Below are 21,942 nucleotides of genomic sequence, written 5' to 3'. Positions count from 1 at the left end.
GCTCCTCATGCCATTCTCGCAGGCCAGCCCGCGAATCCGCCGACCACGTGTGCCTACCTACTGATGAAGTCGGGCGTTCGTGCCGCGGACGCGGCTGATGATCGTGCTGAGCACGTCGGCGAGCTCCGGGAAGATGACGAGCAGACGCTCGGCATCGGTCTTGGACGGGGCGATGTGCAGCAGCGGGATGAGTTCACCGGTGGCGGGCAGCCGGTATTGGACGAGGCTGTGGTGGGAGAGCTCGGTCAGCTCCTCGACGCGGATGCCGGTGTGCCGCAGGACTTCGACGATCGCCCAGGACCAGAACGCGCGATGCTCCTCCTGCGTGAGGTCGAGGCGGCGCCTGGTCTCGGGATCCGCGGCCCAGACCCTGGCCGTCGGGTTCTTGCTGAGGGGCCTGTGCCAGCGCTCTCCGGCCACCGTGAAGTCCGTCCCTGGAGCGGTGGCCTGGGCGGCGGCCAGCCGCTCAGCTGCCAGTCGGCGTTCCGTGTCGACCGTCTTCACCAGGACCGGCAGGACCGGCAATCGCTCCCGGGTTCGCTGATCGATGCGTGATTTGCGGCCGGAGCGTTCCTTCTTGCGCGACATCTCCTCCTCTCGGACGGGGCAGGGTGCCGCCCAGACACCCCAGCGTGCGGGATCGTCGATGGCCCATTGGGCGAGGTCGAGGTAGAAGGCACGCACCAGGGCCAGGTAGTTCATGCCGTGGTCGCCGCGCGGGACCTGCTCCTCCACGACGTCGCCGTCGGCGGTCTTGCGGCGGATCGTCTTCGTCGCGACCCTGCGCTTCCACGCCGCCGCGACGTCGGGTGCCAGGCGGAGGGAGTCGATCCCCAGGTGATGATCCTCCAGGTCTTTCCAGAACAACTTGCCCAGGGCGAACGCGACTGTTCGCAGCGAGGTGTAGTCGAGCGCGGGGGCGCGTTCCCGCAGGTAGTCGACCAGCAGGTCCCGGACCGGGCGGCAGGCGAGGTGGTAGCGGTCGATCATCTGCTCGATGCTGATCTGGCCCAGGTTCTTGGGGTTGAAGATCCGGACCGTGGCCTGGGCCCCTTCCGGGAGGGCCCCGATCGTGTGGAGCAGCTGGTAGTAGTACGGGCTCGTATCGGTCGAGCGGCTGCCGCGGGCGCTCAGGAACTCCGCCAGCTCCAGGCAGTCGCCGACCGTGATGTCGCGGACCGTGCCGCCCTTGGCGGCGACCATCGTGGCGATCCGGCGCAGTGCGCCGTTCTTGGTGTGGGCGTTGGCGGGGTCGGTCCGGCAGACGGCCGCCAGGGCGGCGAACCCGCGCGGGTCGCGGGCGCGCGCCATCTCGGCCGTCAGGATCTGCACGGTTCCCGGAGTGAGCAACCACGACAGGCTGGGCCGGATGACATCACCGCTGATCAGCACCAGGATGTCGCTGCCCAGGACGTCGAAGTCCTTCTTTGGGTCCTGGTAGGACCAGCCGGTGGACTGGAGCCAGGAGATGGCCAGTTGCCGCCAGGCGATGTTGCCGACCGCATCCGCGCCGCTGGCGTTCCAGCGCCCCTGCCAGGTCTGCCCGGGAAACTGCTCCAGCCACGCCAGGGTCTTGGCCAGGCCGGTCCTTCGGCGGGACTGGGGTGCCGAGGACGCCAGCCGGAACGGCGGCGTGAGCAGCCGTTCTCTCACCTGCTCACGTGACTGCTCGGTGGCCTCCCACCGCTGCCCGGCACGGCGCGGCGGGAAGTTCTTCAGCAGCGCCGCCACCTCCGGGCTTTGCAGCCGGTGGGCGGAGCGTTCCGCGGTCAGCGCCTGCGTGGTCATGCGGTCCCCTCCCCGAAGAGGACGTTCAGTGATTCCGGCCGATACGACAGCGACGAGGGCTCGTCCGCCGATACGGTGGCCTTCGTGGACGTGCCCGCGGACCGGCGAGCGTGGTGCGCGAGCACATCCGCGATCACGTCCTCCGTGAGTGGCGTCAGGTAGAGCTGAGTGGCACTCAGATGGGCGTGTCCGAGGACCCACTGCACGTCGGTGAGCAGCATGTCGGGGTCGCGGGCCATCCGGTAGGCGGCGGTGTGCCGCAGATCATGCAACGACCAGTTGGCGCCGAGCGCGGCGTTCGCCCGGTTGAACATCCGGTAGGCGGCGTGATAGCCGAGCTCCCGGAAGGGGCGCCGCAGCGTCCACCACAGCGGATCGTCGGCACCCGTGGGCACCAGGCCGTACATCTGCGCCTGGTAGAGCCGGAGCCATACGAAGGCGTCTGGCGAGGCCGGCAACTGCTGGATCGCCCGCGTGCCCTTGCGGACCACCGTAATCAGCTGCTGGCCGGGGTCGGCGTCGCCGTAGTGCGCGCCCAGCAGCTCCGACGCCCGAGCGCCCGTGGAGACCCAGAAGGCCACCAACGCCCGGTCCCGGTGAGAGCCGAGTTGGGCGAACAGCTCGTTGAACTTCTCGTCCGGGATGCAGCGTGGCACCCGTTGAACATGCCGGGGGCGGTACAGCCCCGACCGTTCATTACGGTGGAGGTCCATCGGGTTGTGGTGGGCATGGGGCCGTCTACCCCGTCGGGCCAGCGGGAACGGGTTGACCACCGGCCCCGACCCGGCGTCGGCGTGGAAGTCGTAGAAGCCGCGCAGCACGGTCTCGCTATGCCCGCGGGTGGCCGACGCGTACTTGCGGCCCGGCCCCGCCTTGCCCGTCACCGGATTCGGGACCGCCGACACGGCGGGAGCACCGGTCCGTCGCGGCTTGTCGCTGAGCTGAATCCAGCGGGAGAAATCCCGAGCCTCGTCCCGGGTCGCGCGATCCCACGGCACCTCGACCGCCCACAGGAAGCGGAACCAACGCAGCAGGTCCATCGCGTACGACCGCTGCGTCGTCGCGGGCCGTCCACTGGCCTGCAAGTCCTTCAGATACACCACGACCGGCTCAACGACCGTCGCGGCCGGATCAAGTAGCCAGTACGGCTCCCACACATCGCTGGTCTCCACCAGCGACCCAACCCGCGGTACGACCAACGTCCGCAGATCCCGCCCTTGCACATCTCTCTCGATCACGGGGCGGGACCATAGTCACCCGCTTCCCGGGGTGTCCGCTGAACTGCGCAAACTCCTCCGATAGTTCAGTCAACAGGTAAACACCCTGATGCTCCAGGACATCCTCGGCGAACCGGAGTGGGCCGAGCTTCTCACGCCCGCCGACCGGCGCGGCCTGACCCCGCTGTTCTGGTCCCATGTGCGCCCGTACGGCGAGGTCAACCTTGACATGGCCACTCGCCTCAACCTCACCGCGGTCACGGTGCCCAGCCCCCGTACGGCGGGCGATCAGGAGCCGGCCGGGGAACGTACGGGCGCGTGAGGCTGTCCAGTCCCGTCACCGACGCAGTGCCGGTGACGGGCTACCAGCCAACTTTCCAAAAGAAATTCTGCAAAAATACTTTTGCAGAACCTCTGGGCCGCTCTACCCTCCCGTCATGGTCAGCGAAGAGCAGAAACGCGTACTCGATCCCGAGCGAGATGCAGCAGCCCTGAAGGCCCTCACGCACCCTCTGCGCATCCGGCTGCTCGGGATGCTGCGGCAGGACGGCCCGGCCACCGCAAGTGAACTCGCGGTCAGGACCGGGGAGTCATCCGCTTCCACCAGCTATCACCTGAGGGTTCTGGCGAAGTATGCGTTCGTCGCCGAGGCCGAGCACCGTGACGGACGGGAGCGCCGCTGGCAGGCCGTGCACTCCGTGACCTCCTGGAGCAACAAGGCAATGGCAGCCGCGCCGGGCAGCCGCGCCTGGGTCAGCCTGTCGCGCAGGGCCCAGATCGAGCACCTGGAGGCATCTCTCGCCCGGCACGAGGCCGACATCGCCGACGGGCGGCTGGGCCAGGAATGGGTGGAGCCGTCCGGAATCAACGACCTGATGCCCCGCCTGACCTCCGAGTCGCTCACCGAACTCTGGGAGGTGCTCGACCGGAAGCTGGAGGAACTGACCACCCGCGATGCACAAGATCCGCGCGCCGCGCAGGTCGTGCTCCTCACCGCCGGATTGCCCCTGGCACCGCGCGACCCCGGCGCTGAGGCGGACACCTCTGCCCCTGCAAGGACAGATGCCGAGGACGCGTCATGACCGGGCCGCTGGACATACGCACCGCACGCCGCCGCTACATCACCATCTGCGTTCTGTTCTGGCTGCCACTGGGACTGAGCATCGCTCCCCTGATCCTGCTGTTCACCGAGCGCGGCATGGCCATGGCGGCCATCGCGGGCTTCTTCGCCGCGCACTCCCTCACCGCCGCCGCACTGGAACTGCCCACCGGAGGACTGTCCGACGTCCTCGGACGCCGCGCTGTTCTGGCCTCCGCCGGCCTGCTGAACCTGGCCGCCTTAACCCTCGTGGGCCTGGGCACTGCTCCCTGGCTGCTCGGCCTCGGCATGGCCCTGATGGGCGCGGGCCGTGCCCTGTCCAGTGGCCCGGCCGAAGCCTGGTACGTCGACACCGTCCAGGCGCACTCCGGCCCCGACGCCGAACTGCGAACCGGGCTGGCCCGCGGCGGCTCCGCGACATCCGCCGCGCTCGCCACCGGCACCCTGCTCGGCGGTGCCCTTCCCTGGCTGCTCGGGCTCGGCCCCGACCTCGGCGCCCGACTCAGCGAGACAACATCCGAGCTGGTGCTGCCCCTTTCTGTTCCGATGCTGCTGGGCGCAGCGGTCGAGATCGCCTTCGTGCTGTATGTCCTGATCGCTCTGCGGGAGCCGACCCGGCCGGCAGCCACCCTGCCCGACGTACTCCGCGGCATCCCGGCCACCGTCGTGGGCGGACTGCGCCTGGGGGGCCGCGACGCGCTGGTCCGCCGGGTGCTCCTCAGCGCAGGGGCCGCCGGCGGCGCCCTGGCCGCGATCGAACTGCTCACGCCGGGCCGTGCCGCGGCCCTCACGGGCGCATCGGAGTCGGGGGCGGTGCTTTTTGCCGCGCTCGCCTGCGCCGGATTCATCTGCGCGGGTATCGGCAGCCACCTCGCACCGCTGACCGCCCGGCTTGCGGGCAGTGGCGAGCGTGCGGTCATGGTCAGCCTCGGCGCGAGCGCGAGCGGCCTGCTTCTGCTCGGCGCCACCGCAGCGTTCACAGGAGTGGGCTCCATGGTCCTCGCGGCCGTCGGCTACGGCCTGGTCTACCTCGGGCTCGGCGCGGCGGGGCCGAGCGAGAACGACCTCTTGCACCGCCGGGTCGCAAGTTCGGGCCGGGCCACCGCGCTGTCCGTCCAGTCTCTCGCCCTGCAACTGGTGGCAGCTCTCACCGGCTTGATCATCGGTGTCCTTCCGTCAGGCCCGCTGCCCTGGCTGCTGGGAGGCACCGTGCTGCTGGCAGGAGCTCTCCTGTGGATTCACCGCAGCGGGACCACACCCCGGACTCCGGCGGCAACGCCTCAGCCACACACCGTGTCGTCCTCTCCGAGCACCGCTGGCTCCGACCCCCATCAGCAACATGTCGACCAGTAGCGCCGAGACCAACCCGAAGACCGCACAAACGTACGGATGACCGCAAAGGCGCCGAGCATGTTCGCGCACGCACGGTTCGTTCGCGCGGCGCTCATCTATCGACCGATTGATGAGCAAGATCGGTAAGCGGGGGGTCGCGACCGGATCGACGCCGGATCGTGCCCATAAAACGGTGTCAGAAAGTCGATGTGCTCAAGAACTTGAGGAGCACCCTTTTCTGTACGATCTGGCAGGTGCAGCCACTCCAGAATGACGATGCCGCCGACCTCCTCGCCCCCGTTCCGGCCGTACGGACCGGCGGCCTCGTGGGATACGCACGCGTGTCCACCAAGGGGCAGCTGCTCGACCGGCAGATCCACGCCCTCACCGAAGCGGGCTGCATCCGCATCTTCGCCGACAAGAAGTCCGGCAAGAACGCCGAGCGCGAAGAGCTGTGGAAGGCGCTCGACTTCCTGCGCGAGGGCGACACCCTCGTCGTCCCGTCGCTGGACCGGCTCGGCCGCTCGATCCAGGACCTCATCGCCATCGTCTCCGGCCTGCGCAAGCGCGGCATCGGCTTCACCTCGCTCCACGAGGCGCTCGATACCACCACCCCGGGCGGGCGCCTGGTCTTTCACGTCTTCGCGGCGCTGGCGGAGTTCATCCGTGAACTCATCGTGCAGGGCACCCACGAGGGCCTGGCCGCCGCCCGCGCCCGCGGCGCCCGGCTCGGCCGCCCGCCGGCGATGACCGAGGAGCAGGTATGTCACGCCCGCGACCTACTCGCTCGCCCGGGGAACACCGTCACCTCGATCGCGAAGCTCCTCGGCGTCTCCAGGAACACGATCTACAACTACGTGCCCGAGCTGAAGGGCGGGCGCCTCGCACTCGCTGAGGCGACGAGCACGCCAGAACTGCCTCAACCCACCAGATCCGAGGGCTGATCACCGCCGTTTGCGGCTGGTGACACGGTTTTTACCGGCACCCCTACTTCCTGCGCTGGCTCGCCCGGGCCCACCCCGAAGTCGATGCGATGACCCAGCTGGAGCGGCGGCACATCGAGGGCTTCATGGCCCACCTGCACGAGCACATCAACGCCCGGACCGGCAGGCCGCTGACGGCACGGTCCCGCCATACCTACCTCAGCCCACTGCTGCAGTTCTTCCGCGAGACCAGCCAATGGGGCTGGAACGATGTCCCCGGCCGGCCGCTCCTCGGAGGCTCGGACATGCCCAAACTCCCCTCCGCGCTGCCGCGATTCATCCCCCGGGCCGAACTGGACCGCCTCATGGCCGCCATCGAGGAACTCGAAGATCCGCACCAACGCGCCGCCCTGTTGTTGCTGCGCTGGAGCGGTGCCCGGCGTGGGGAGATCGCCCGGCTGGCCCTGGATTGCCTGGATGCCTACCCCGACGGCTATCCGCGTCTGCGGATCCCGGTCGGCAAGACCTACGCCGAGCGCATGGTCCCCCTGCATCCCCAGGCGGCGGACGCGCTGCGCGAGCTGATCGACGCGGCCAAGGCCGCGAACGCCGCCGCCCGCCACGATGCCTGGGCCCAGCGGCCGGTCCGCTACGTGTTCATGCGACGAGGCAAGCCCATGGGTCGGCGCTTCCTCTTCGAAGACGCCCTGGAGATCGCCTGCCACAAGGCCGGACTCGTTGACGGCGACGGCCCCCCCACCGTGACCGCCCACCGGTTCCGCCACACGGTCGGCACCCAGCTGGCCGAGGGCGGCGCCCAGATCCAGACCATCATGGCGATCCTCGGTCACCGCAACGCACAGATGTCGGCCACCTACTCCCACATCAGCGACCCCGTCCTGAAGGAGCAGTACGAGAAAGTCATCGCCGCCGGCGGACGGATTGCGGGACCGGCCGCCGAGGAGCTCCTGACCAGTTGGATCGGCGAAGACACCCTTAACTGGCTCAAGACCAACTTCTTCAAAACCGAACTCGAACTCGGCCACTGCTTGCGGGCACCCGCCGAGGGGCCCTGCGAGTGCGACCTCTACCTTCGTTGCTCGAAGTTCCTCACCACCAGCGAGGACGCCCCGCGCTTGCGATCCCGCCTTGCCCGCGAGCAGCAACTCGCCCAGGACGCCGTCGAACGCGGCTGGCCCCGCGAGGTCGAACGACACAACGCCATCGCCGACCGAATCCGCGGCCTCCTCGCCGACCTCGGCGAGAGCACCGAACCCAGCCCTGGTGATCACTGTTGAGCGATCCTGCACACAGGACTCGAGTAATACTCAATCTCACGCTCACACATCGATGGCCTTGCGAGCATGCCTCACAAACTGCTCTCGCTTGTTCGACGCATGGTTGAGGAAACGCCGGATGCGATGCGACTCGTTCGCCCCAAGCGCATCACTGCCCTCTCGACCAATGATTCTCGCCTGAATCGCTGCGACGCAGGCCGACAGAGACTTGGTCAACTCGCCAGCCATGCGGGCCAGTTCCTCCGGTCCTTCAAGCTCGACGGCAGTCTGAGCATCGACCAAATCCCCTCGAACCAACCTGCGGGTCTCGTCAAGAGCTCCGCGCTGCCCGTCGAGATCATGGCCTGGCCTGGCTAACTCGGCTTCGACACCGCGCAGTGCCTCATAGACCTCATCAGCTTTGACCGTGAAGGCGGCATAAGCATCACGGCGCAGCTGGCGACGCCAGTGACGATGCTCAGCTCGCACCTGCCGCTGTCCCGCTATCCCGGCAATGATCGCTGCCAGGGTTGTTCCCACTACTCCCACCCCGGCACCCAGAACCGCTGAAGTCCCCGCATCCACAAGAAGAGGGTGCCAGTAAGACTCTTTGAGCGCTCGTGAACCTCAAGACTGGTTCAGTCACAGCCACACAAAACGTCCAGATAAGGACGTACGTGGGACCAGAACAGCGGGGTCAGGCCACGCCGATCGGCGGGCGTGAGACGACGGTGCACCCCCGCTCGGCCCGCCTCTCGCGCATCAGGTGGGTGACGCGCCTGCGTCCGACCGGCAGGGCGTCGGTCCCGCGCGGGTCCGCGTGGATGTGCGGAGCTCCGTAGGTCCCGTGGGACCGCTCGTGGTGCTCGCGGAGCTTCTTCGTGAGCGCGGCGTCCTCCCGCTGCCGGCGGGAGAGACAGCGGTCCCTTCAGGCAGAGTGGCCCTGCCGTCTCCTCGTGCGGCTGCTTGACCTCGCGGCGCAACGAGGCGAGCTCCTCCTTCTCGTCGCTGGTCAGGCCGGGCGTTCCCGGTGTCCCCCCGGTCCTGGTCGGCCCAGGTCCGGATGGCCCGGGCGGACGGCTCGAACTCCTTCGCCGGCTCCTTTGGCGACCGGTCGGCCCGAACCGGCTCGACCATCTGGCGACGGAACTCCGGCGGGCCGTTGCCTGGCTGCTGCTCGGCGAAAACCTGACCGGGGTCCAGGTGCTCGGCGGCGCTGGCGGACGCTTCGCCCGGGGACCTGCGTACACGTCGTTCTCGTGCCCGTCGGAATGGAGCACGTTCGTCACTACGCTGGAGTAGTACGAGTGGTACGTGTACCGGCGCATACCGTGCATTTCAGGAGGCGACGATGTCCGATCCGATTCCCCCCGCCGACTGGGAAGAACACTTCGGTTCCGGCCCCCGGCCGGCCCCCGAGGACGCGGTTCCTCCTCGGCCGGACGTTGTACAGGTCACCCGGACCGACGGCGCCGGGGAGGACGAGAGCCGTACGGCCGCGCACCCGGGCAGCGGCTTGCCCGAGGAGACGCCGCCCCTGCCGGCGCCGCAGCCGCGGCCCGGAGAGCAGCCGCGGCCCATGTGGCGGCGTCCTCCCGGACAGCAGGACGACAAGGGGGAGCCGACGCGCGGCTGACGGCTCCCCGAGCAGGAGTGAGGGATCAGGGTTCGACCGTGCGCGCGTGGGCGACCAGCTCCCTCAGCGCGGGCCCGCCTCCCGCGGCGTTCGGGCCGCCCGCCATGCCCCAGTTCTCGGCGCTCTGCTCGGCGACCACATGTGGGCCGTCCTCGCCGGTCCACCAGCCGAAGTACGGGCCGCCGGACTGGCCGGGGAAGATGTCGTTGTGATGCATGATCCGCAGTCCGTTCCGCCCCGTGAAGGCCTCGTTGACCGTGCTGTCCATGACGCCGTTCGCGGTGTACACCGGCCGGAGACTTGAACCGATGTCGCCCGGGTAGCCGATGTGCGACCAGTACGCCCGGCCGTTCCAGTCGGACACGTAGTCGTGTGCGCTGCCCATCCATCCGGTGGTCTCCCCGAGGGGGCTGCTCAGCACGCAGACCGCGTAGTCGAAGGCGGCCTCGTTGGACGAGATGCCGTCCGCACCGTTCACCCGCTGCCAGGAGTAGATGCGGGTGACATTGGCGGACCCGAATGGGGCGCTCGTGTCGTACTGCATCGGAGTGAAGGTCATCCAGTCGGCACTGCCGTCCGCGCGCCAGGGCACCACATGGCTCGCGGTGACCATGTGACGGCGCCCCACCATGACGCCCGATCCCGAGCCGCCGGGAACGGCGACGCGTCCGCAGGCCCGCCAGGGGTAGCTCGTGTCGAAGATCACTGTGCGGGTGTCCGGCGGGAAGACCGTGGTCGGCTCGCCCCTCTCGTCCTGTGCGCCCGGGGCCCGCCTCCACAGCGGGGCCCTGGCGCCCTCCGGTCGCAGTAGCTGCGGGAGCGGGCGCAGTGGTGCACCCTCGGGCCGGTAGGGCTCGTTCCCGCTCTGCCCCTCGGCTCGTCCGGCGAGGTCGGCCTCGGAGACGACGACCACCTCGGGGCGGGGCGGGAATCTGTGCTCTGTGGCCTCCTGCACGGACGCCATGGGTTCGAGGGTCGAACCCCAATCATCCGGCGGAATCGGCTCGGACATTTCCACCTTTCCTTTCGGTGAAGGGAATCTCGGACACATATTAGGGACAGGGGAGCGCGGAGGGCGTACGACGGAAAAGAAGTCGCCGAAAACCATACGTCCGGCCCTTTTCATCACTCGGAAAGGGTGCTGTGCACCGATCGGGTGACATTGCTGTTCCGGTGTTTCACCGGTCTTCCCGCGCAGGAAGGAAGCCGGAGTATTTTACGGAAAATGGAGCGATCTCATGGGCCAGGAGAATCCCGCCGGCGCGGACCCCGCCACCGACACGGACGAGGAAGCGCTGGACCGCGCCCTGTCCTACGGGAGAGCCGAGGCGGCCGCCTCGGCGCCCGAGGAGAGTGCCGGCGAGTACACCCGTCCCGCCACCGGACCGCCGGTCCCCCTGCGGGCGGACGGGAGTCCGGCAGCCCGCAGGTCGCCGGAGTCCTCCGAGTAGCGGGCAGGGCGAGGAAAGGGCGTATCGCAGCCATGACTCTGATCTTCAGGAACAACTACAGTCGGCCCGTCTGGGCCGTGTACGAGCGGCACCGCCCGAACTGCCCGGACGGGGGAACTGGCTCAAGGTGGGCTGGTGGAAGATCCAGCCTGGACAGGCGGCCGTCGTTTTCACGGGTGACCTCACGGTGTCAACCCGATCTGGTACGCCTACGCGCACTCGGACGACGGCCTGGAATGGCGTGACCGCTTCCAGGAAGTGGTTCCCGTCAACGCATTCGAATGGTGCTCGAATGTCGCGGACACGGGTTCACGGACGATTCTCATGCATGAGTTCGTCGCCGCCGGCGCGAACCACACCCACGCATTTCGGGCGCCGCAATTCCCCCAAAACGGTTTCGCAGCGGACCGCGGACCTTGCGGCTGCGGGGTTTAGTGCGAGGGTGCGCCGCGGAGTTTATCGCCGCTTCAAAAATTTGCGCTTCAACTAAAAGGAGATCGCCTTTGACAGACCCCTCCGCTGCGCGCCTACTGGAGAAGAGGGGGAAAAGAGCGCGATTTTATCAGCGGCAGGAGGAATGTCATGACGGAAAACTCTGTTCTCAGGGGCGCCGCGGCCGCCGTGTGGTCGGATTTCTGTGCCGTCTGCCCCAGTCCGGAGGCGCGGGACAGGATGAACGAGGAGCTGCAGCGGCTCCGGGATGCGTCGCCGATGGCCCGGCAGTTCGTGCCGAGCGGGGAGCCGCGGATGCGCGGATTCAACGACAACGTCTTCTTCCCTCCCGAGATGTTCACAGCCGGCACCCCTTCCGGGGTCCTCCGGAAAGCGGCTGCCGAACGTGCTCCGCTCAGGGGTGCCGTCCGGGTGGTCGCAGTGCTGGTGGACTTCCCGGACAAGAAGATGGCCGCGAGCAAGGAGCACTTCGAGAAGCTCTTCTTCTCGGAGGGCGAGCTTCCGCACGGCAGTGTGCGCGACTACTTCCGGGAGGTGAGCCATGGTCTGGTCGACATCGTCGGCGAGATCATCGGTCCCGTACGATTGCCGCACGAACTCTCCTGGTACGCGAACGGGAACTTCGGCATCGGCAAGCCGACCGGAGAGCCTCGCGCGCAGCTCATGGCGCGCGACGCCGCGATAACCGCCGACCCGCTGGTCAACTACGCGCCCTACGACAACGACGGCAACGGATTCGTCGACGCCTTCATGGTGATCCACCCCGGATCCGGCGGGGAGGCCACCCTCGACCCGGGCGACATCTGGTCCCACAAGTGGGTCCTGCCCAACACCTTCCACGCCGACGGCGCCAACATCTTCGCGTACCTCACCATCCCCGAGGACGCCAAGATAGGCGTCTGCGCCCATGAGCTGGGGCACCTGCTCTTCGGTCTGCCCGACCTGTACGACGCCGACGGAAGCTCCGAGGGTGTCGGCAACTGGTGCCTGATGGGCGGCGGTTCGTGGGGCGGAAAAGGGGACATTCCGACCCATCCGTCCGCCTGGTGCAAGCTCCAGCAGGGCTGGGTCGACCAGGTCGACGTCACCGAGGACGGCAGTCTCACGCTGCCCAACGTGCAGGTCAGCCACCAGGTGCACCGGGTGTGGACCGACGGACTGCCGGGCAAGGAGTACTTCCTGCTCGAGAACCGTCAACAGATGGGCTATGACGTCTCGTTGCCCAACCACGGCTTGCTCGTCTGGCAGATCGACGAGGGCCAGCCGGACAATACCGCCGAACCGCACTACCTGGTGGGGCTCGTCCAGGCGGACGACAAGCACGACCTGGAGTGGGGTCGGAACCGCGGCGATGCCGGCGACCCGTATCCCGGGACCAGCGCCAACACGTCCTTCACCCCGACCAGCCGGCCCAGCTCCGTGTCGTACGACGGAGTGCCCACGGAGGTGTCCATCACGGACATCTCGGAGTGCCGCACCCTCATCACGGCGTCCGTATCGGTGAGTGCGGCGCCTGCGCTTCAGGCTCCGGGGGTCCCCGTCGGCGCCCGCGCCCGGGAAACGGAAATCGGACTGCCCGGACTGGCCCGGAACCTCGACGACCTGCGGCAACGCCTCGCCGACCTGGAGCGGACGGTACGGCGCTATCCGTGGGAGAACGTCGAGGCCTATCTGAGGGAGAGCGCGTACTCGGCCCCGGCCGGCAGTGAGCCGGCCGACGCGAAGGGCGGCGCCATGCCCGGCCGCATGTCCCGCTTCGACGCCCCGCGCGGCTACTGACCGGCAGGGCGGTACGCCATGGTCCAGGTGATCGAGAACCGTACCGCCCTGACCGTACGGCTGCTCTCCAAGGACACCCACCCCCGCCTGGCCGGCTGGGACCAGGCGGGGGTGCAGGTCCTCGAGGCCAGGGCGGTACCCGGCTTCGCCGATCTGCTGTCCCGCCATGTCGGGCAGCGCATCGAACTGGCCGTTCGCACCGAACTGCTGGCGGACGTGGAACCCGGCGACACCATCAGGCTGCGGGCCCGGGTGACGGGCCCGGGACAAGTGGTCGCCGAGAGCCGCCCGGCGCCCGGAGACTTCGTCGTCGAAACCGGGTAGGCGCCGGGCCTGCGTCTCACCCCCGTGGAAGGAGCTTTCTCAGGGCTCACGGCATCTCCCTCCACCTCGGGCTCAACAGCGTCGACCCCCACGAGTACTCCGGCTGGGACGGCAAGCTCGTCGCTTGCGAGAACGACGCCCGCGACGTGGACCGGCTCGCCGAGGCGGCAGGAGGTGAGCAGTGGACGGCACTGCTCACCGCCGACGCCACGGTCGAGAACCTCACCTCCGAAATCCGCAGAGCAGCGCAAGCCCTCACCAGCGGAGACTTCTTCCTCTTCACCTGTTCGAGGCACGGCGGACAGGTCCCCGTGCACGTCCGCTGGACGGCCCCGTCGGGGGAGTTGGAGGCGGTACAGGAGCGGGCGGGGCGGACCTGACGTCCTCCCCCTCCCGCAGGTACGTTCCCGCAGGTACGTACAGGGTCCTGTGCCTCCTCACGTGCCGCCCCCGTTCCGGGGCGGGGCCGTTCCCCTCCGGAGCGGGCTCAGTCCGTCTCCTCCAGGCGGAAGCCGACCTTCAGGCCCACCTGCCAGTGCGCGATCCGGCCCTCCTCGATCTGGCCGCGCACCTGGGTCACCTCGAACCAGTCCAGGTTGCGCAGGGTCTGCGAGGCGCGCTCGACGCCGTTGCGGACGGCCTGGTCCACGCCGTCGGGCGAGGTGCCGACGATCTCCGTGACCCGGTAGGTGTGGTTCGACATGCGGGTGCTCCTCTCGACGGCGGCTCCCACAGGTACGCGGGACGCCTCCTGATGTCGCACGTCACTCCACCGTGCCTCAAGCCGTGGCGTACCGCGAGACGTCGGCCGCTCCGGCCCCGACGCCCGGCGGTCCCCGATGCCCGCAGGCCGGGTTCTTCGCCCCGTCCGCCAGACGGAAACAAGACTCCCCAAGTCAACGCACCATGCTCAGCGACAGCGCGAACCGCTCCTCCTGGTCCGTCCACCATCGGGCCAACTCCAACCCCACTGAACCGAGTTCCTCCCGCACTCCCTCCTTGCGGAACTTCGCCGAGACCTCGGTGCGCAGCTCCTCGCCCGCGTCGAAGTCGACGGCGAGACCGAGCGCGGGCACCTTCACCGTCTGCGCCCCGCGCGAGCGCAGCCGCATCTCGACCCACTCGCGCTCGGCGTCCCACACGGCCACGTGGTCGAAGGCGGCCGGATCGAAGTCGGCGCCCAACTCCCGGTTGATCACGGTCAGGACGTTCTTGTTGAAGGCAGCCGTCACTCCGGCCGCGTCGTCGTACGCCCGGACCAGTACCTTCTCGTCCTTGACCAGGTCCGTGCCCAGCAGCAGCGCGTCCCCCGGGGCGAGCAACGCGCGGACGGAAGCCAGGAACGCGGCCCGTTCGGCGGGCAGCAGATTGCCGATCGTGCCCCCGAGGAACGCCACCAGGCGCGGGCCCGGGGTGGCGGGCAACGTCATCTGGCCGGTGAAGTCGGCGATCAGCGCGTGCACGGCCAGTCCCGGCCGCTCGGCGACGAGCGCCTGCCCCGCCCGGGTCAGGGCGCTCTCGCTGACGTCGACGGGGACGTAGGTGTGCAGTCCGGTCAGAGCGTCGATCAGGTGGCGGGTCTTCTCCGAGGAACCGGAGCCCAGTTCGATCAGGGTGCGGGCGCCGGCCGCCGCGGCGATCTCACCGGAGCGGGCGAGCAGGATCTCGCGTTCGGCCCGCGTCGGGTAGTACTCGGGCAGCTCGGTGATCTCTTCGAACAGCTCACTGCCGTACGCGTCGTAGAACCACTTCGGCGGCAGCGTCCTCGGCCTGCCGGCCAGGCCCCGGAGGACGTCGGCGCGCAGGGCCGCGTCGGTGGCGTCCTCGGGCAGGGTGCGGGTGAGCAGGAACGGACTCACGTGCGGAGCTCCTTCAGGGGTGCCGATGGGTCGGTGGGTGCCAGGACCTCGCCCGGCTCCTCGATCGGGGTGAGCAGCACGTCGGTGCAGCTCGCCGCCAGCAGCGTGCGGTCGGGGACCTCGCGCCAGTGCGGATCGTCGTCGTAGGGCTCCGAGGCGACGACGGTGCCGCCGCCCGGCCGGGCCAGGTACCACAACGTGTCGCCCCACGCGGTCGCGGTGACGGTGTCGCCCTGGGTGAGCAGCAGGTTGAGCCGGGAGCCGGGGGCCGCCGCGGCGACCTCCAGCACGGTGTCGGCCAGCGCCTGCCCCTCGGGAGCCCCGGCTCGCAGCCGGGCGAGCACGAGGGCCCACACGAACGCGGAGTCGCTGCGGGCCTCCAGCGACAGCACGTCCTCGGCGGGCAGGGACCCGGCGAGCGGCGCGAGCGCGCCCGGCCAGCCCCGCACGGCGCCGTTGTGGCTGAACAGCCAGGTTCCCGCGGCGAACGGAGCCGCCGCGGCCTCGTTGTCCGCGCCCGACAGGGTCGCGTCCCGTACGGCGGCGAGCAGCGCCGGGGCGCGGACGACCCGGGCGAGATCGGCGAACGACAGGTCAGCCCAGATGGGTCCGGCCCTGCGGTACCGGGCCGGCACCGGGTCTCCCGGCGCGTACCAGCCCACGCCGAAACCATCGGCGTTGACCGTTCCGTACCGCTGGCGCCGGGGTGCCCACGACTGGCGGTACAGCCCGTGCGGCGGCCCCACGAGGAGCCGGCCGAGCGGTTCCTCGGGCCCCACGTAGGCGATGTGGCGGCACATCAGAAGCTCTCCGAGCGTGCCGTGCGGAAGCCGGAGAAGATCTGCCGCCGGACGGGGTGGTCCCAGTTGCGGAACGTGCCCCGGCAGGCCACCGCGTCCACCGCGAACGAACCGCCGCGCAGCACCTTGTACTCAGGCCCGAAGAACACCTCCGAGTACTCCTTGTACGGGAACGCCCTGAACCCCGGGTACGGCAGGAAGTCGCTCGACGTCCACTCCCACACGTCACCGATCAACTGGCGCACCCCGAGCGGCGACTCGCCGGCCGGGTAGCTCCCCGCGGGCGCGGGACGCAGGTGCCGCTGGCCGAGGTTGGCGTGCTGCGGGCCGGGCTCGGCGTCGCCCCAGGGGTAGCGCGCCGAGCGGTCGCCGGCCGGGTCGTGGCGGGCGGCCTTCTCCCACTCGGCCTCGGTGGGCAGCCGGCGCCCGGCCCAGCGCGCGTACGCGTCGGCCTCGTACCAGCACACGTGCAGCACGGGCTCGTCGGGCGGTACGACCTCGGTGACACCGAAGCGGCGCCGCAGCCACCGCCCCGCGCCGGACGTGCCGTCCCGGTGCCAGAACAGCGGGGCGGTGACGGAGTTCCGGCGGATGTGGGCCCAGCCCTCCGCGGTCCACCAGCGCGGGTCGTCGTAGCCGCCGTCCTCGATGAACGCCTGGTAGGCGGCGTTCGTCACCGGGGTGGTGTCGATGTGGAACGGCGCCACCTCGCGCCGGTGTGCCGGGCGTTCGTTGTCCAGGGCCCACGGTTCGTCGGAGGTGCCCATGGTGAACGGGCCGCCGGGGACCAGCACTTCGGACGGACCGGTGAACAGCGGCACCGGCTCCGGGTCCGGAGCGGTCAGGGCCTGCGGCCCCTTGCGCAACTGATGGGTGATCAACATCGTCTCGTCGTGCTGCTGTTCGTGCTGCGCGATCATCCCGAAGGCGAAGCCCGCCTCCGTCAGCCGCTCGCCGTGGAACGCGGTGCCCTCCAGCACGTCCAGCGCTCGGCCGCGCACGTCCGAGGCGTAGCGGCGGGCCTCCTCGGGAGGCAGCAGCGGCAGCCGCGGCCGCTCGGCACGCGGGTGCTCGAAGGCGTCGTAGACACTGTCGATCTCGGGCCGCATCGCCTCCTGCCCGGCGACGGCCCGCAACAGCCACTGCTCCTCCTGGTTGCCGATGTGGGCGAGGTCCCACACCAGGGGCGACATCAGCGGCGAGTGCTGCGCGGTCAGCTCGGGTTCGTCGACGCAGCTGGTCAGCAGGGTGGTCCGGTCGCGCGCGGTGATCAGCGCGGCGACCGCGCGCTCGCGCAGGGCCTCGGCGTCGAGGGCGGGGTCGGTCATGAGCGGGTGTCCTTCCCGTGCGGAGGCGCTCCGTGCGTGTGCGGGTGCGTGCGCGCGCCGGACACGGCGGTGCCGTCGACGCGGGCGGCGACGCCGACGCGTAGGGTGTCGAGCAGTTCGTCGGCGGGGCAGCGGCCCCGGGCGACATAGCGGTCCCGGTACGCCGCCACCGCGTCCACGACCTCGGTCGTGGCGCCCAGCCGGGGCAGCGCCCGCAGCGCTGCGGCGAAGCAGGCGGCGGCCACCTCGCGCAGCTCCGGATCAGCCAGACCGCCACGGGCCGCGTCCCGCCACAGCGGATTGTGCGGCGCCGGCATCCCGTGGGTCCGTTCGGCCAGCGGCTTCACCGCCCGGTAGGCGGTCTCGGCGGCCTCCGGATCGTCGAACAGCGCCGTCGCCACGGCCAGCGGCACGATCCAGCCGTCGTCACCGGGCTGGGCGTCGATCATCCGCAGCTCCAGGTGACCGCGCGGCCTGACCGGCGGAAACAGCGTCGTCACGTGGTAGTCGAGATCGTCCCGGGTCGGCGCCCTGGGCGCCCTGGACCTGGTCCACTCACGGAAGCTCAGTCCCTCCGGCACGTCCCACGGGCCGCCGTCGCGTCGCACGCACATCACCGGCGCGTCCAGGACGTGGCGGGCCCAGGCCGCGCGCGGATCGGAGTCCAGCACGGGGCCGCCCGCGCGACCGGTGCCGATCTGCGCCCAGCGCAGCTGCCGGGTGGACCGCCAGCCGGTCGGCCGGTGACCGGCCAGCGGGGAGTTGGCGAACGCGGCGAGCAGGACCGCGCCGAGTTGGTGCGCCAGCCACCAGCGCCGCACATGGCCGAGGGGGCCGGGTTCCTCGTACCCGGCGTCCAGGCACACCTGTACGGACGCCGAGGCGCACATCATGGCGCGGCCGGCGGGGCCGGTGCGGTCGAGGCAGGCCTCCATGGCGTCGTAGCGCGGTTCGCGCAGGAACCGGCGTGGTGTGTGCCAGGGATCGTGGCCGAGACCGACGAGGGTGAGATCGTCCTCGCGCAGTACCGCGCGGACGGCGTCGAGGTCGGCGCGGACGGTGTCGACGCACTCCATGAGGGAGGCGGCGGGCGGCGAGCTGAGCTCCAGCTGGCCGCCGGGCTCGACGGTGAGCGCCGAACCCAGGGGCACGGTCCGCAGTGCGGCGTAGGCCGCTTCGAGTCGTTCGGATGTCACGGGGAGCTGCGGGGCACGCAGCTCGTGGACGAGCCATTCCACCTCGACTCCGAGGCGGCGCGGCGGTCCGGTCTTGAAGCAGATGCCGCGGACCAGCGCATCCACCTCGGCTTCGGTGACGGCGGGGCGTGGCTCGGTATGGCCACGTGCCGAATCGGACATGTGGGGATCCTCCTGAGATACCTCCATGTCGCCGGCCGGGGTCCTTCGGTCCCGTCCGGCTTCAACTCGTCCACCCAAAACCCTCGCGACGCCCGGCACAAGGGCGCCCGGTGGGGCGCCCCTGGTGCGGGAAAACTCCGTTGCGTCGCCTCACCAGCATCGCTCACGATGCTCGTACGGGCACGACGAGGGAGATCACGGGGGAGCCGGTGGGGATGTCGGCGAGAGGAGCCGCGGGGCGCGCGGTCACGGAGCGCACGGGGGTCGCGGCGTGAGCGCGCGTCTGCGCGGCATCGCGCGCGAGACCGAGCAGATCGTGGCGGCCGGGGCCTACCGCGCTCCGAGCGGCCGCGAGGTGCGCCTCGCGGAGGCCGTCCGGGCGGCCCGGGACGGAACCCGGATGTACGGGCCGGAGCCGGTGCGGGTCCCGGAGAAGGTCCCGGAGCGGGTCTCCCCGGTCAGGACTCGGATCGAGGTCACCGGGGAGAGCAGCCTGGAGGCCGCGCGCCGGCTCGTGGGAGACGCGGAGCCGGGCGAGCTGCGTCGGGAGCCGGCGGTGCTGAACTTCGCCTCCGCCCGGAATCCGGGCGGAGGGTACCTCAACGGCGCGCAGGCCCAGGAGGAGGCGCTGTGCCGGGCCTCCGCGCTCCACACCTGCCTGCTGCGGGCCCCCGAGTACTACGACCACCACCGGACCCACCGTGACCCGTTCTACTCCGACCGGGTGATTCACTCACCCGCGGTGCCCGTCTTCCGTGACGACCGCGGCCGGCTCCTCGAGGAGCCGTTCCAGGCGGGCTTCCTCACCTCGCCCGCGCCGAACGCGGGCGTCATCCTCCGGACGGCGCCGGAGCGCGCGGGCGAGGTGCCCGGCGCCCTGGCCGTCCGGGCGGAGCGGGTGCTGGAGACCGCCGTGGGGGGCGGCTACCGGCGGCTGGTGCTGGGCGCCTGGGGCTGCGGGGTCTTCCGCAACGACCCCGCGCGGGTGGCGGCCGCGTTCCGGGCGCTGCTGGAGCCGGGCGGCCGGTTCACGGGGGCGTTCGCGCACGTGGTCTTCGGGATTCTGGACCGCACGCGCGAGGGCGCGACCCGCACGGCCTTCGAGCGGACGTTCGCGGATCTGGTGACGGACGCGGCGGCGGTCAGCTCCAGCCGTACCGCTCCCGCAGCCGGTGACGCACCAGATTGAACCGCATCCGGTCCAGGGCACAGGCCTCACGGCGCATGCCGTCCTCGTACAGCCGCAGCACCCGGTCGACGGCGACCCACGAATCCCGGCCCGACCGGTCCCACGGCCCGCTGCCGATCGGCACCCAGTCCCGGTCCCCGTCGCGCCGCCTGCTCGACAACTGCACGGCGAGGACGGTTCCGGCCGCCTCGCGTGCGACGACGAGCACCGGACGGTCCTTGCCCCGGCCGTCGTTCTCCTCATAGGGCACCCAGGTCCAGACGATCTCCCCGGGATCGGGGTCACCGTCGTGCGCGGGCGAGTATTCCGTGCGCACCCGGCCCACATCGCCTGGCTCGGCCTCGGTGGTGGCGGTGGGGCCGAAGCGCCCCGGGGCTTCCTCAGTGCTGTACTCGGTCACAGGCGTACCGTACGGGATGCCCCCAGGGACGTGATCAACTGCCGTGCGCCACCGGGCCGGTGGCCCGGTGGTCCGGTGGTCCGGTTGTCTCAGGTGGTCGACGCGGTGCCGCGCACGCCCAGGCCCATGAGTTCCCGCCCCGAGACCATGCCGGCCTCGATCCGTACGAACACCCCGTCCCGCATCGGCATCCAGGAGTCGGGACCGTTCCGCAGCAGCCGCTCGTGTTCGGCGGGGTCGGTCACCACGGAAGCCCGGCCGGTGATCACCACGCTCCAGCCGGCCCGTATCCCGGCCTGGAAGTCGTCGGCCTCGAAGGCCACCACGACACCGTCGATCGCGCGCACCAGATCGGAGTCCCGCGAGGTGCACAGCAGCACGGAGGAGTCCGTGTCCAGGGAGAAGTTGACCGGGAGGACGGCCGGCAGCGCCTGCCGGGTGTACACGACGCGACCCACCGGCACCTCGGCCAGCAGGCGCAGGCACTCCTGGCGATCGAGTGCGCGGAAGCCATCGCTCTGGAACATCGGTCCATCGTCGGCGGCGGAAGCCACCGGGACTAGGGCCGGACGGCCCTGATGAGCCACCGGTGCTTGAAAACGGTCCCGGTGGGTACCCCGGAGGCCGGTGGGGTCCGGCAGGGACGGCCGGGCCCTGCCGTACGGCGCCGTACGGCAGGCGAGGGGTGAGGGGCACTTTCCGCCGGGTGACACTGAGCGTATGGCCCGCACCCCCGGTCCTCCCGGTCCTCCCGGTCCTCCCGGTCCTCCCGGTCCTCCCGGTCCTCCCGGTCCTCCCGGTCCTTCCGGTCCTTCCGGTCCTCCCGGTCCTCCCGGTCCTCCCGGTCCTTCCGGTCCTTCCGGTCCTTCCGGTCCTTCCGGTCCTTCCGGTCCTCCCGGTCCTCCCGGTCCTCCCGGTCCTCCCGGTCCTTCCGTCTCCCCGCAGTCCGTGCCCGCCGAGCTCCGTCCCTATCTGGAGGAGCAGGTCCACCGCATCCGCACCGTCTGCGGCCCTCACCTGGTGAGCGTCCTCGCGATCGGTTCGGTCGCCCTCGGCGACTACCTGCACGGGCGCAGCGACGTCGACATCATGGTCGTGGTGGATCCGTCCCTGCCCGGCCGGGCACTGCACGAACTGGCCGGGACACTCAGCCACTCCGCGCTGCCGTGCCCCGCGGCCGGGCTGGAACTGGTCGTCCACGCCTCCGACACCGCCGCCGGAACGGGGGAGGGCGGGGCCGGCTACCTGCTGGACCTCAACACCGGCGCGGAGCTGCCGGAGAAGGTGAGTTTCGACCCGGGGGAGTCCGCGGACTTCTGGTACGTCATCGACCGCTCCATCGCCTCCCGGACCGGACGCACGCTGTTCGGCAGGCCGGCCAGGGAAGTGATCGCCGAGCCGCCCCGCGCCGCACTGCTCACCGCGCTGCGGGCCTCCGTCCGCGAACACGCCGACGGCGAGGGCCACCTGGCGGACAACAGGGTGCTCAACGGCTGCCGCTCCCTGGTGTTCTGCCGCACCGGCCAGTGGCTTCCCAAGCGCAGGGCGGCGGGGGCGGTCGCCGGCTCCGAGACCGTTTTCCGGCCCCTCGTCGAAGCCGCGCTGCGCAGCTTCGAACGTCCCCGCGGGGCCGCGCTCCCGCTGCCCGCCGCCGACGTGCGCCGCTTCCTGGACCACGTGGCCGCCCGCGTCGACGAGGCTGCGGAGGCCCCGTAGGCGGACGGGCCGT

At 70.4% G+C, this 21,942-nt stretch carries 23 protein-coding genes and 1 pseudogene; 12 read left to right on the top strand and 12 right to left on the bottom strand.

The genetic code is table 11. From position 1 onward, the window contains the following. Nucleotides 1-57: 57 nt before the first annotated feature. On the bottom strand, nt 58-1,788 hold the full coding sequence (locus JL475_RS29795) for a hypothetical protein (protein WP_202281073.1): 1,731 nt from the start codon (nt 1,786-1,788) through the stop codon (nt 58-60). Continuing rightward, a complete protein-coding gene (locus tag JL475_RS29790; RefSeq protein WP_202281072.1) occupies nt 1,785-3,026 on the bottom strand; it encodes a site-specific integrase in 1,242 nt (413 codons plus the stop codon). Before JL475_RS29790 ends, JL475_RS29795 begins: the two co-directional genes overlap by 4 nt. Nucleotides 3,027-3,114: 88 nt before the next feature. Here JL475_RS29790 and JL475_RS29785 point away from each other — a divergent pair, with 88 nt between their 5' ends. The 5 genes from JL475_RS29785 to JL475_RS29765 all read left to right on the top strand — a co-directional run bounded on the left by JL475_RS29785 (nt 3,115) and on the right by JL475_RS29765 (nt 7,657). After that, entirely contained in the window at nt 3,115-3,327 is a 213-nt protein-coding gene (locus JL475_RS29785) for a hypothetical protein (protein ID WP_202281071.1), read from the top strand. Nucleotides 3,328-3,442: 115 nt separating this feature from the next. Beyond that, the gene (locus JL475_RS29780; protein WP_202281070.1) at nt 3,443-4,087 is read left to right on the top strand and encodes a helix-turn-helix transcriptional regulator; all 645 of its coding nucleotides are present in this window, start codon (nt 3,443-3,445) and stop codon (nt 4,085-4,087) included. Continuing rightward, complete coding sequence (locus tag JL475_RS29775; RefSeq protein ID WP_202281069.1) at nt 4,084-5,457, top strand: MFS transporter; 1,374 nt, start codon at nt 4,084-4,086, stop codon at nt 5,455-5,457. Before JL475_RS29780 ends, JL475_RS29775 begins: the two co-directional genes overlap by 4 nt. A gap of 305 nt (nt 5,458-5,762) precedes the next feature. Next, nucleotides 5,763-6,380, top strand: a complete 618-nt coding sequence (locus tag JL475_RS29770) for a recombinase family protein (protein ID WP_202281078.1) — start codon at nt 5,763-5,765, stop codon at nt 6,378-6,380. Between the two features lie 89 nt (nt 6,381-6,469). Beyond that, complete coding sequence (locus tag JL475_RS29765) at nt 6,470-7,657, top strand: tyrosine-type recombinase/integrase (protein WP_202281068.1); 1,188 nt, start codon at nt 6,470-6,472, stop codon at nt 7,655-7,657. A 42-nt stretch (nt 7,658-7,699) separates the two neighbouring features. Here JL475_RS29765 and JL475_RS29760 read toward each other — a convergent pair whose 3' ends face one another. Next, nucleotides 7,700-8,176: a hypothetical protein gene (locus tag JL475_RS29760; protein WP_202281067.1), complete on the bottom strand. Its 477-nt coding sequence runs from the start codon at nt 8,174-8,176 to the stop codon at nt 7,700-7,702. A gap of 157 nt (nt 8,177-8,333) precedes the next feature. Continuing rightward, nucleotides 8,334-8,522, bottom strand: a pseudogene (locus JL475_RS41765) (IS3 family transposase); the annotation flags it as partial. A 465-nt stretch (nt 8,523-8,987) separates the two neighbouring features. On the opposite strand from JL475_RS41765, the gene JL475_RS29750 reads away from it, so the two are divergent. After that, nucleotides 8,988-9,272, top strand: coding sequence for a hypothetical protein (locus JL475_RS29750; protein WP_202281066.1), 285 nt, complete (start codon nt 8,988-8,990; stop codon nt 9,270-9,272). Nucleotides 9,273-9,297: 25 nt separating this feature from the next. On the opposite strand, the gene JL475_RS29745 is transcribed toward JL475_RS29750, so the two are convergent. Next, entirely contained in the window at nt 9,298-10,236 is a 939-nt protein-coding gene (locus tag JL475_RS29745) for a serine protease (RefSeq protein ID WP_202281065.1), read from the bottom strand. A 274-nt stretch (nt 10,237-10,510) separates the two neighbouring features. Between JL475_RS29745 and JL475_RS29740 the strand changes: the two genes are divergently transcribed. The 4 genes from JL475_RS29740 to JL475_RS41530 all read left to right on the top strand — a co-directional run bounded on the left by JL475_RS29740 (nt 10,511) and on the right by JL475_RS41530 (nt 13,659). After that, nucleotides 10,511-10,723, top strand: a complete 213-nt coding sequence (locus JL475_RS29740) for a hypothetical protein (RefSeq protein WP_202281064.1) — start codon at nt 10,511-10,513, stop codon at nt 10,721-10,723. A gap of 582 nt (nt 10,724-11,305) precedes the next feature. Beyond that, nucleotides 11,306-12,955: a M6 family metalloprotease domain-containing protein gene (locus JL475_RS29735; protein ID WP_202281063.1), complete on the top strand. Its 1,650-nt coding sequence runs from the start codon at nt 11,306-11,308 to the stop codon at nt 12,953-12,955. A gap of 18 nt (nt 12,956-12,973) precedes the next feature. After that, nucleotides 12,974-13,279: a hypothetical protein gene (locus tag JL475_RS29730; RefSeq protein ID WP_202281062.1), complete on the top strand. Its 306-nt coding sequence runs from the start codon at nt 12,974-12,976 to the stop codon at nt 13,277-13,279. 146 nt (nt 13,280-13,425) lie between these two features. Then, on the top strand, nt 13,426-13,659 hold the full coding sequence (locus JL475_RS41530; protein WP_307825194.1) for a hypothetical protein: 234 nt from the start codon (nt 13,426-13,428) through the stop codon (nt 13,657-13,659). Nucleotides 13,660-13,766: 107 nt separating this feature from the next. Here JL475_RS41530 and JL475_RS29720 read toward each other — a convergent pair whose 3' ends face one another. The 5 genes from JL475_RS29720 to egtA all read right to left on the bottom strand — a co-directional run bounded on the left by JL475_RS29720 (nt 13,767) and on the right by egtA (nt 18,624). Beyond that, a complete protein-coding gene (locus JL475_RS29720) occupies nt 13,767-13,982 on the bottom strand; it encodes a dodecin (protein ID WP_202281061.1) in 216 nt (71 codons plus the stop codon). A 193-nt stretch (nt 13,983-14,175) separates the two neighbouring features. Further along, on the bottom strand, nt 14,176-15,138 hold the full coding sequence (gene egtD, locus JL475_RS29715; RefSeq protein ID WP_202281060.1) for an L-histidine N(alpha)-methyltransferase: 963 nt from the start codon (nt 15,136-15,138) through the stop codon (nt 14,176-14,178). After that, nucleotides 15,135-15,938, bottom strand: a complete 804-nt coding sequence (gene egtC / locus JL475_RS29710; protein ID WP_202281059.1) for an ergothioneine biosynthesis protein EgtC — start codon at nt 15,936-15,938, stop codon at nt 15,135-15,137. The genes egtD and egtC overlap by 4 nt, the downstream gene beginning before the upstream one ends. After that, a complete protein-coding gene (gene egtB, locus JL475_RS29705) occupies nt 15,938-17,266 on the bottom strand; it encodes an ergothioneine biosynthesis protein EgtB (protein WP_202281058.1) in 1,329 nt (442 codons plus the stop codon). The genes egtC and egtB overlap by 1 nt, the downstream gene beginning before the upstream one ends. Further along, entirely contained in the window at nt 17,263-18,624 is a 1,362-nt protein-coding gene (egtA, locus tag JL475_RS29700) for an ergothioneine biosynthesis glutamate--cysteine ligase EgtA (RefSeq protein WP_237408647.1), read from the bottom strand. The genes egtB and egtA overlap by 4 nt, the downstream gene beginning before the upstream one ends. A gap of 271 nt (nt 18,625-18,895) precedes the next feature. Here egtA and JL475_RS29695 point away from each other — a divergent pair, with 271 nt between their 5' ends. Then, nucleotides 18,896-19,813: a TIGR02452 family protein gene (locus JL475_RS29695; protein WP_202281057.1), complete on the top strand. Its 918-nt coding sequence runs from the start codon at nt 18,896-18,898 to the stop codon at nt 19,811-19,813. On the opposite strand, the gene JL475_RS29690 is transcribed toward JL475_RS29695, so the two are convergent. Together JL475_RS29690 and JL475_RS29685 are read right to left on the bottom strand one after the other, a co-directional pair. Continuing rightward, nucleotides 19,767-20,213 (bottom strand): type II toxin-antitoxin system PemK/MazF family toxin, encoded by a 447-nt coding sequence (locus JL475_RS29690; RefSeq protein ID WP_202281056.1) that lies wholly within the window; start codon nt 20,211-20,213, stop codon nt 19,767-19,769. The two genes, JL475_RS29695 and JL475_RS29690, sit on opposite strands and share 47 nt — an antisense overlap. An 89-nt stretch (nt 20,214-20,302) precedes the next feature. Further along, the gene (locus tag JL475_RS29685; RefSeq protein WP_202281055.1) at nt 20,303-20,740 is read right to left on the bottom strand and encodes a pyridoxamine 5'-phosphate oxidase family protein; all 438 of its coding nucleotides are present in this window, start codon (nt 20,738-20,740) and stop codon (nt 20,303-20,305) included. A gap of 421 nt (nt 20,741-21,161) precedes the next feature. On the opposite strand from JL475_RS29685, the gene JL475_RS29675 reads away from it, so the two are divergent. Further along, entirely contained in the window at nt 21,162-21,929 is a 768-nt protein-coding gene (locus JL475_RS29675; protein ID WP_202281076.1) for a nucleotidyltransferase domain-containing protein, read from the top strand. Nucleotides 21,930-21,942: the final 13 nt, after the last annotated feature.

It is taken from the genome of Streptomyces sp. M2CJ-2 (assembly GCF_016757295.1).
Classification (GTDB): domain Bacteria; phylum Actinomycetota; class Actinomycetes; order Streptomycetales; family Streptomycetaceae; genus Streptomyces.
The sequence above is the reverse complement of the archived record's forward strand: the minus strand, read 5'-3'. Positions and strand labels throughout refer to the sequence as shown.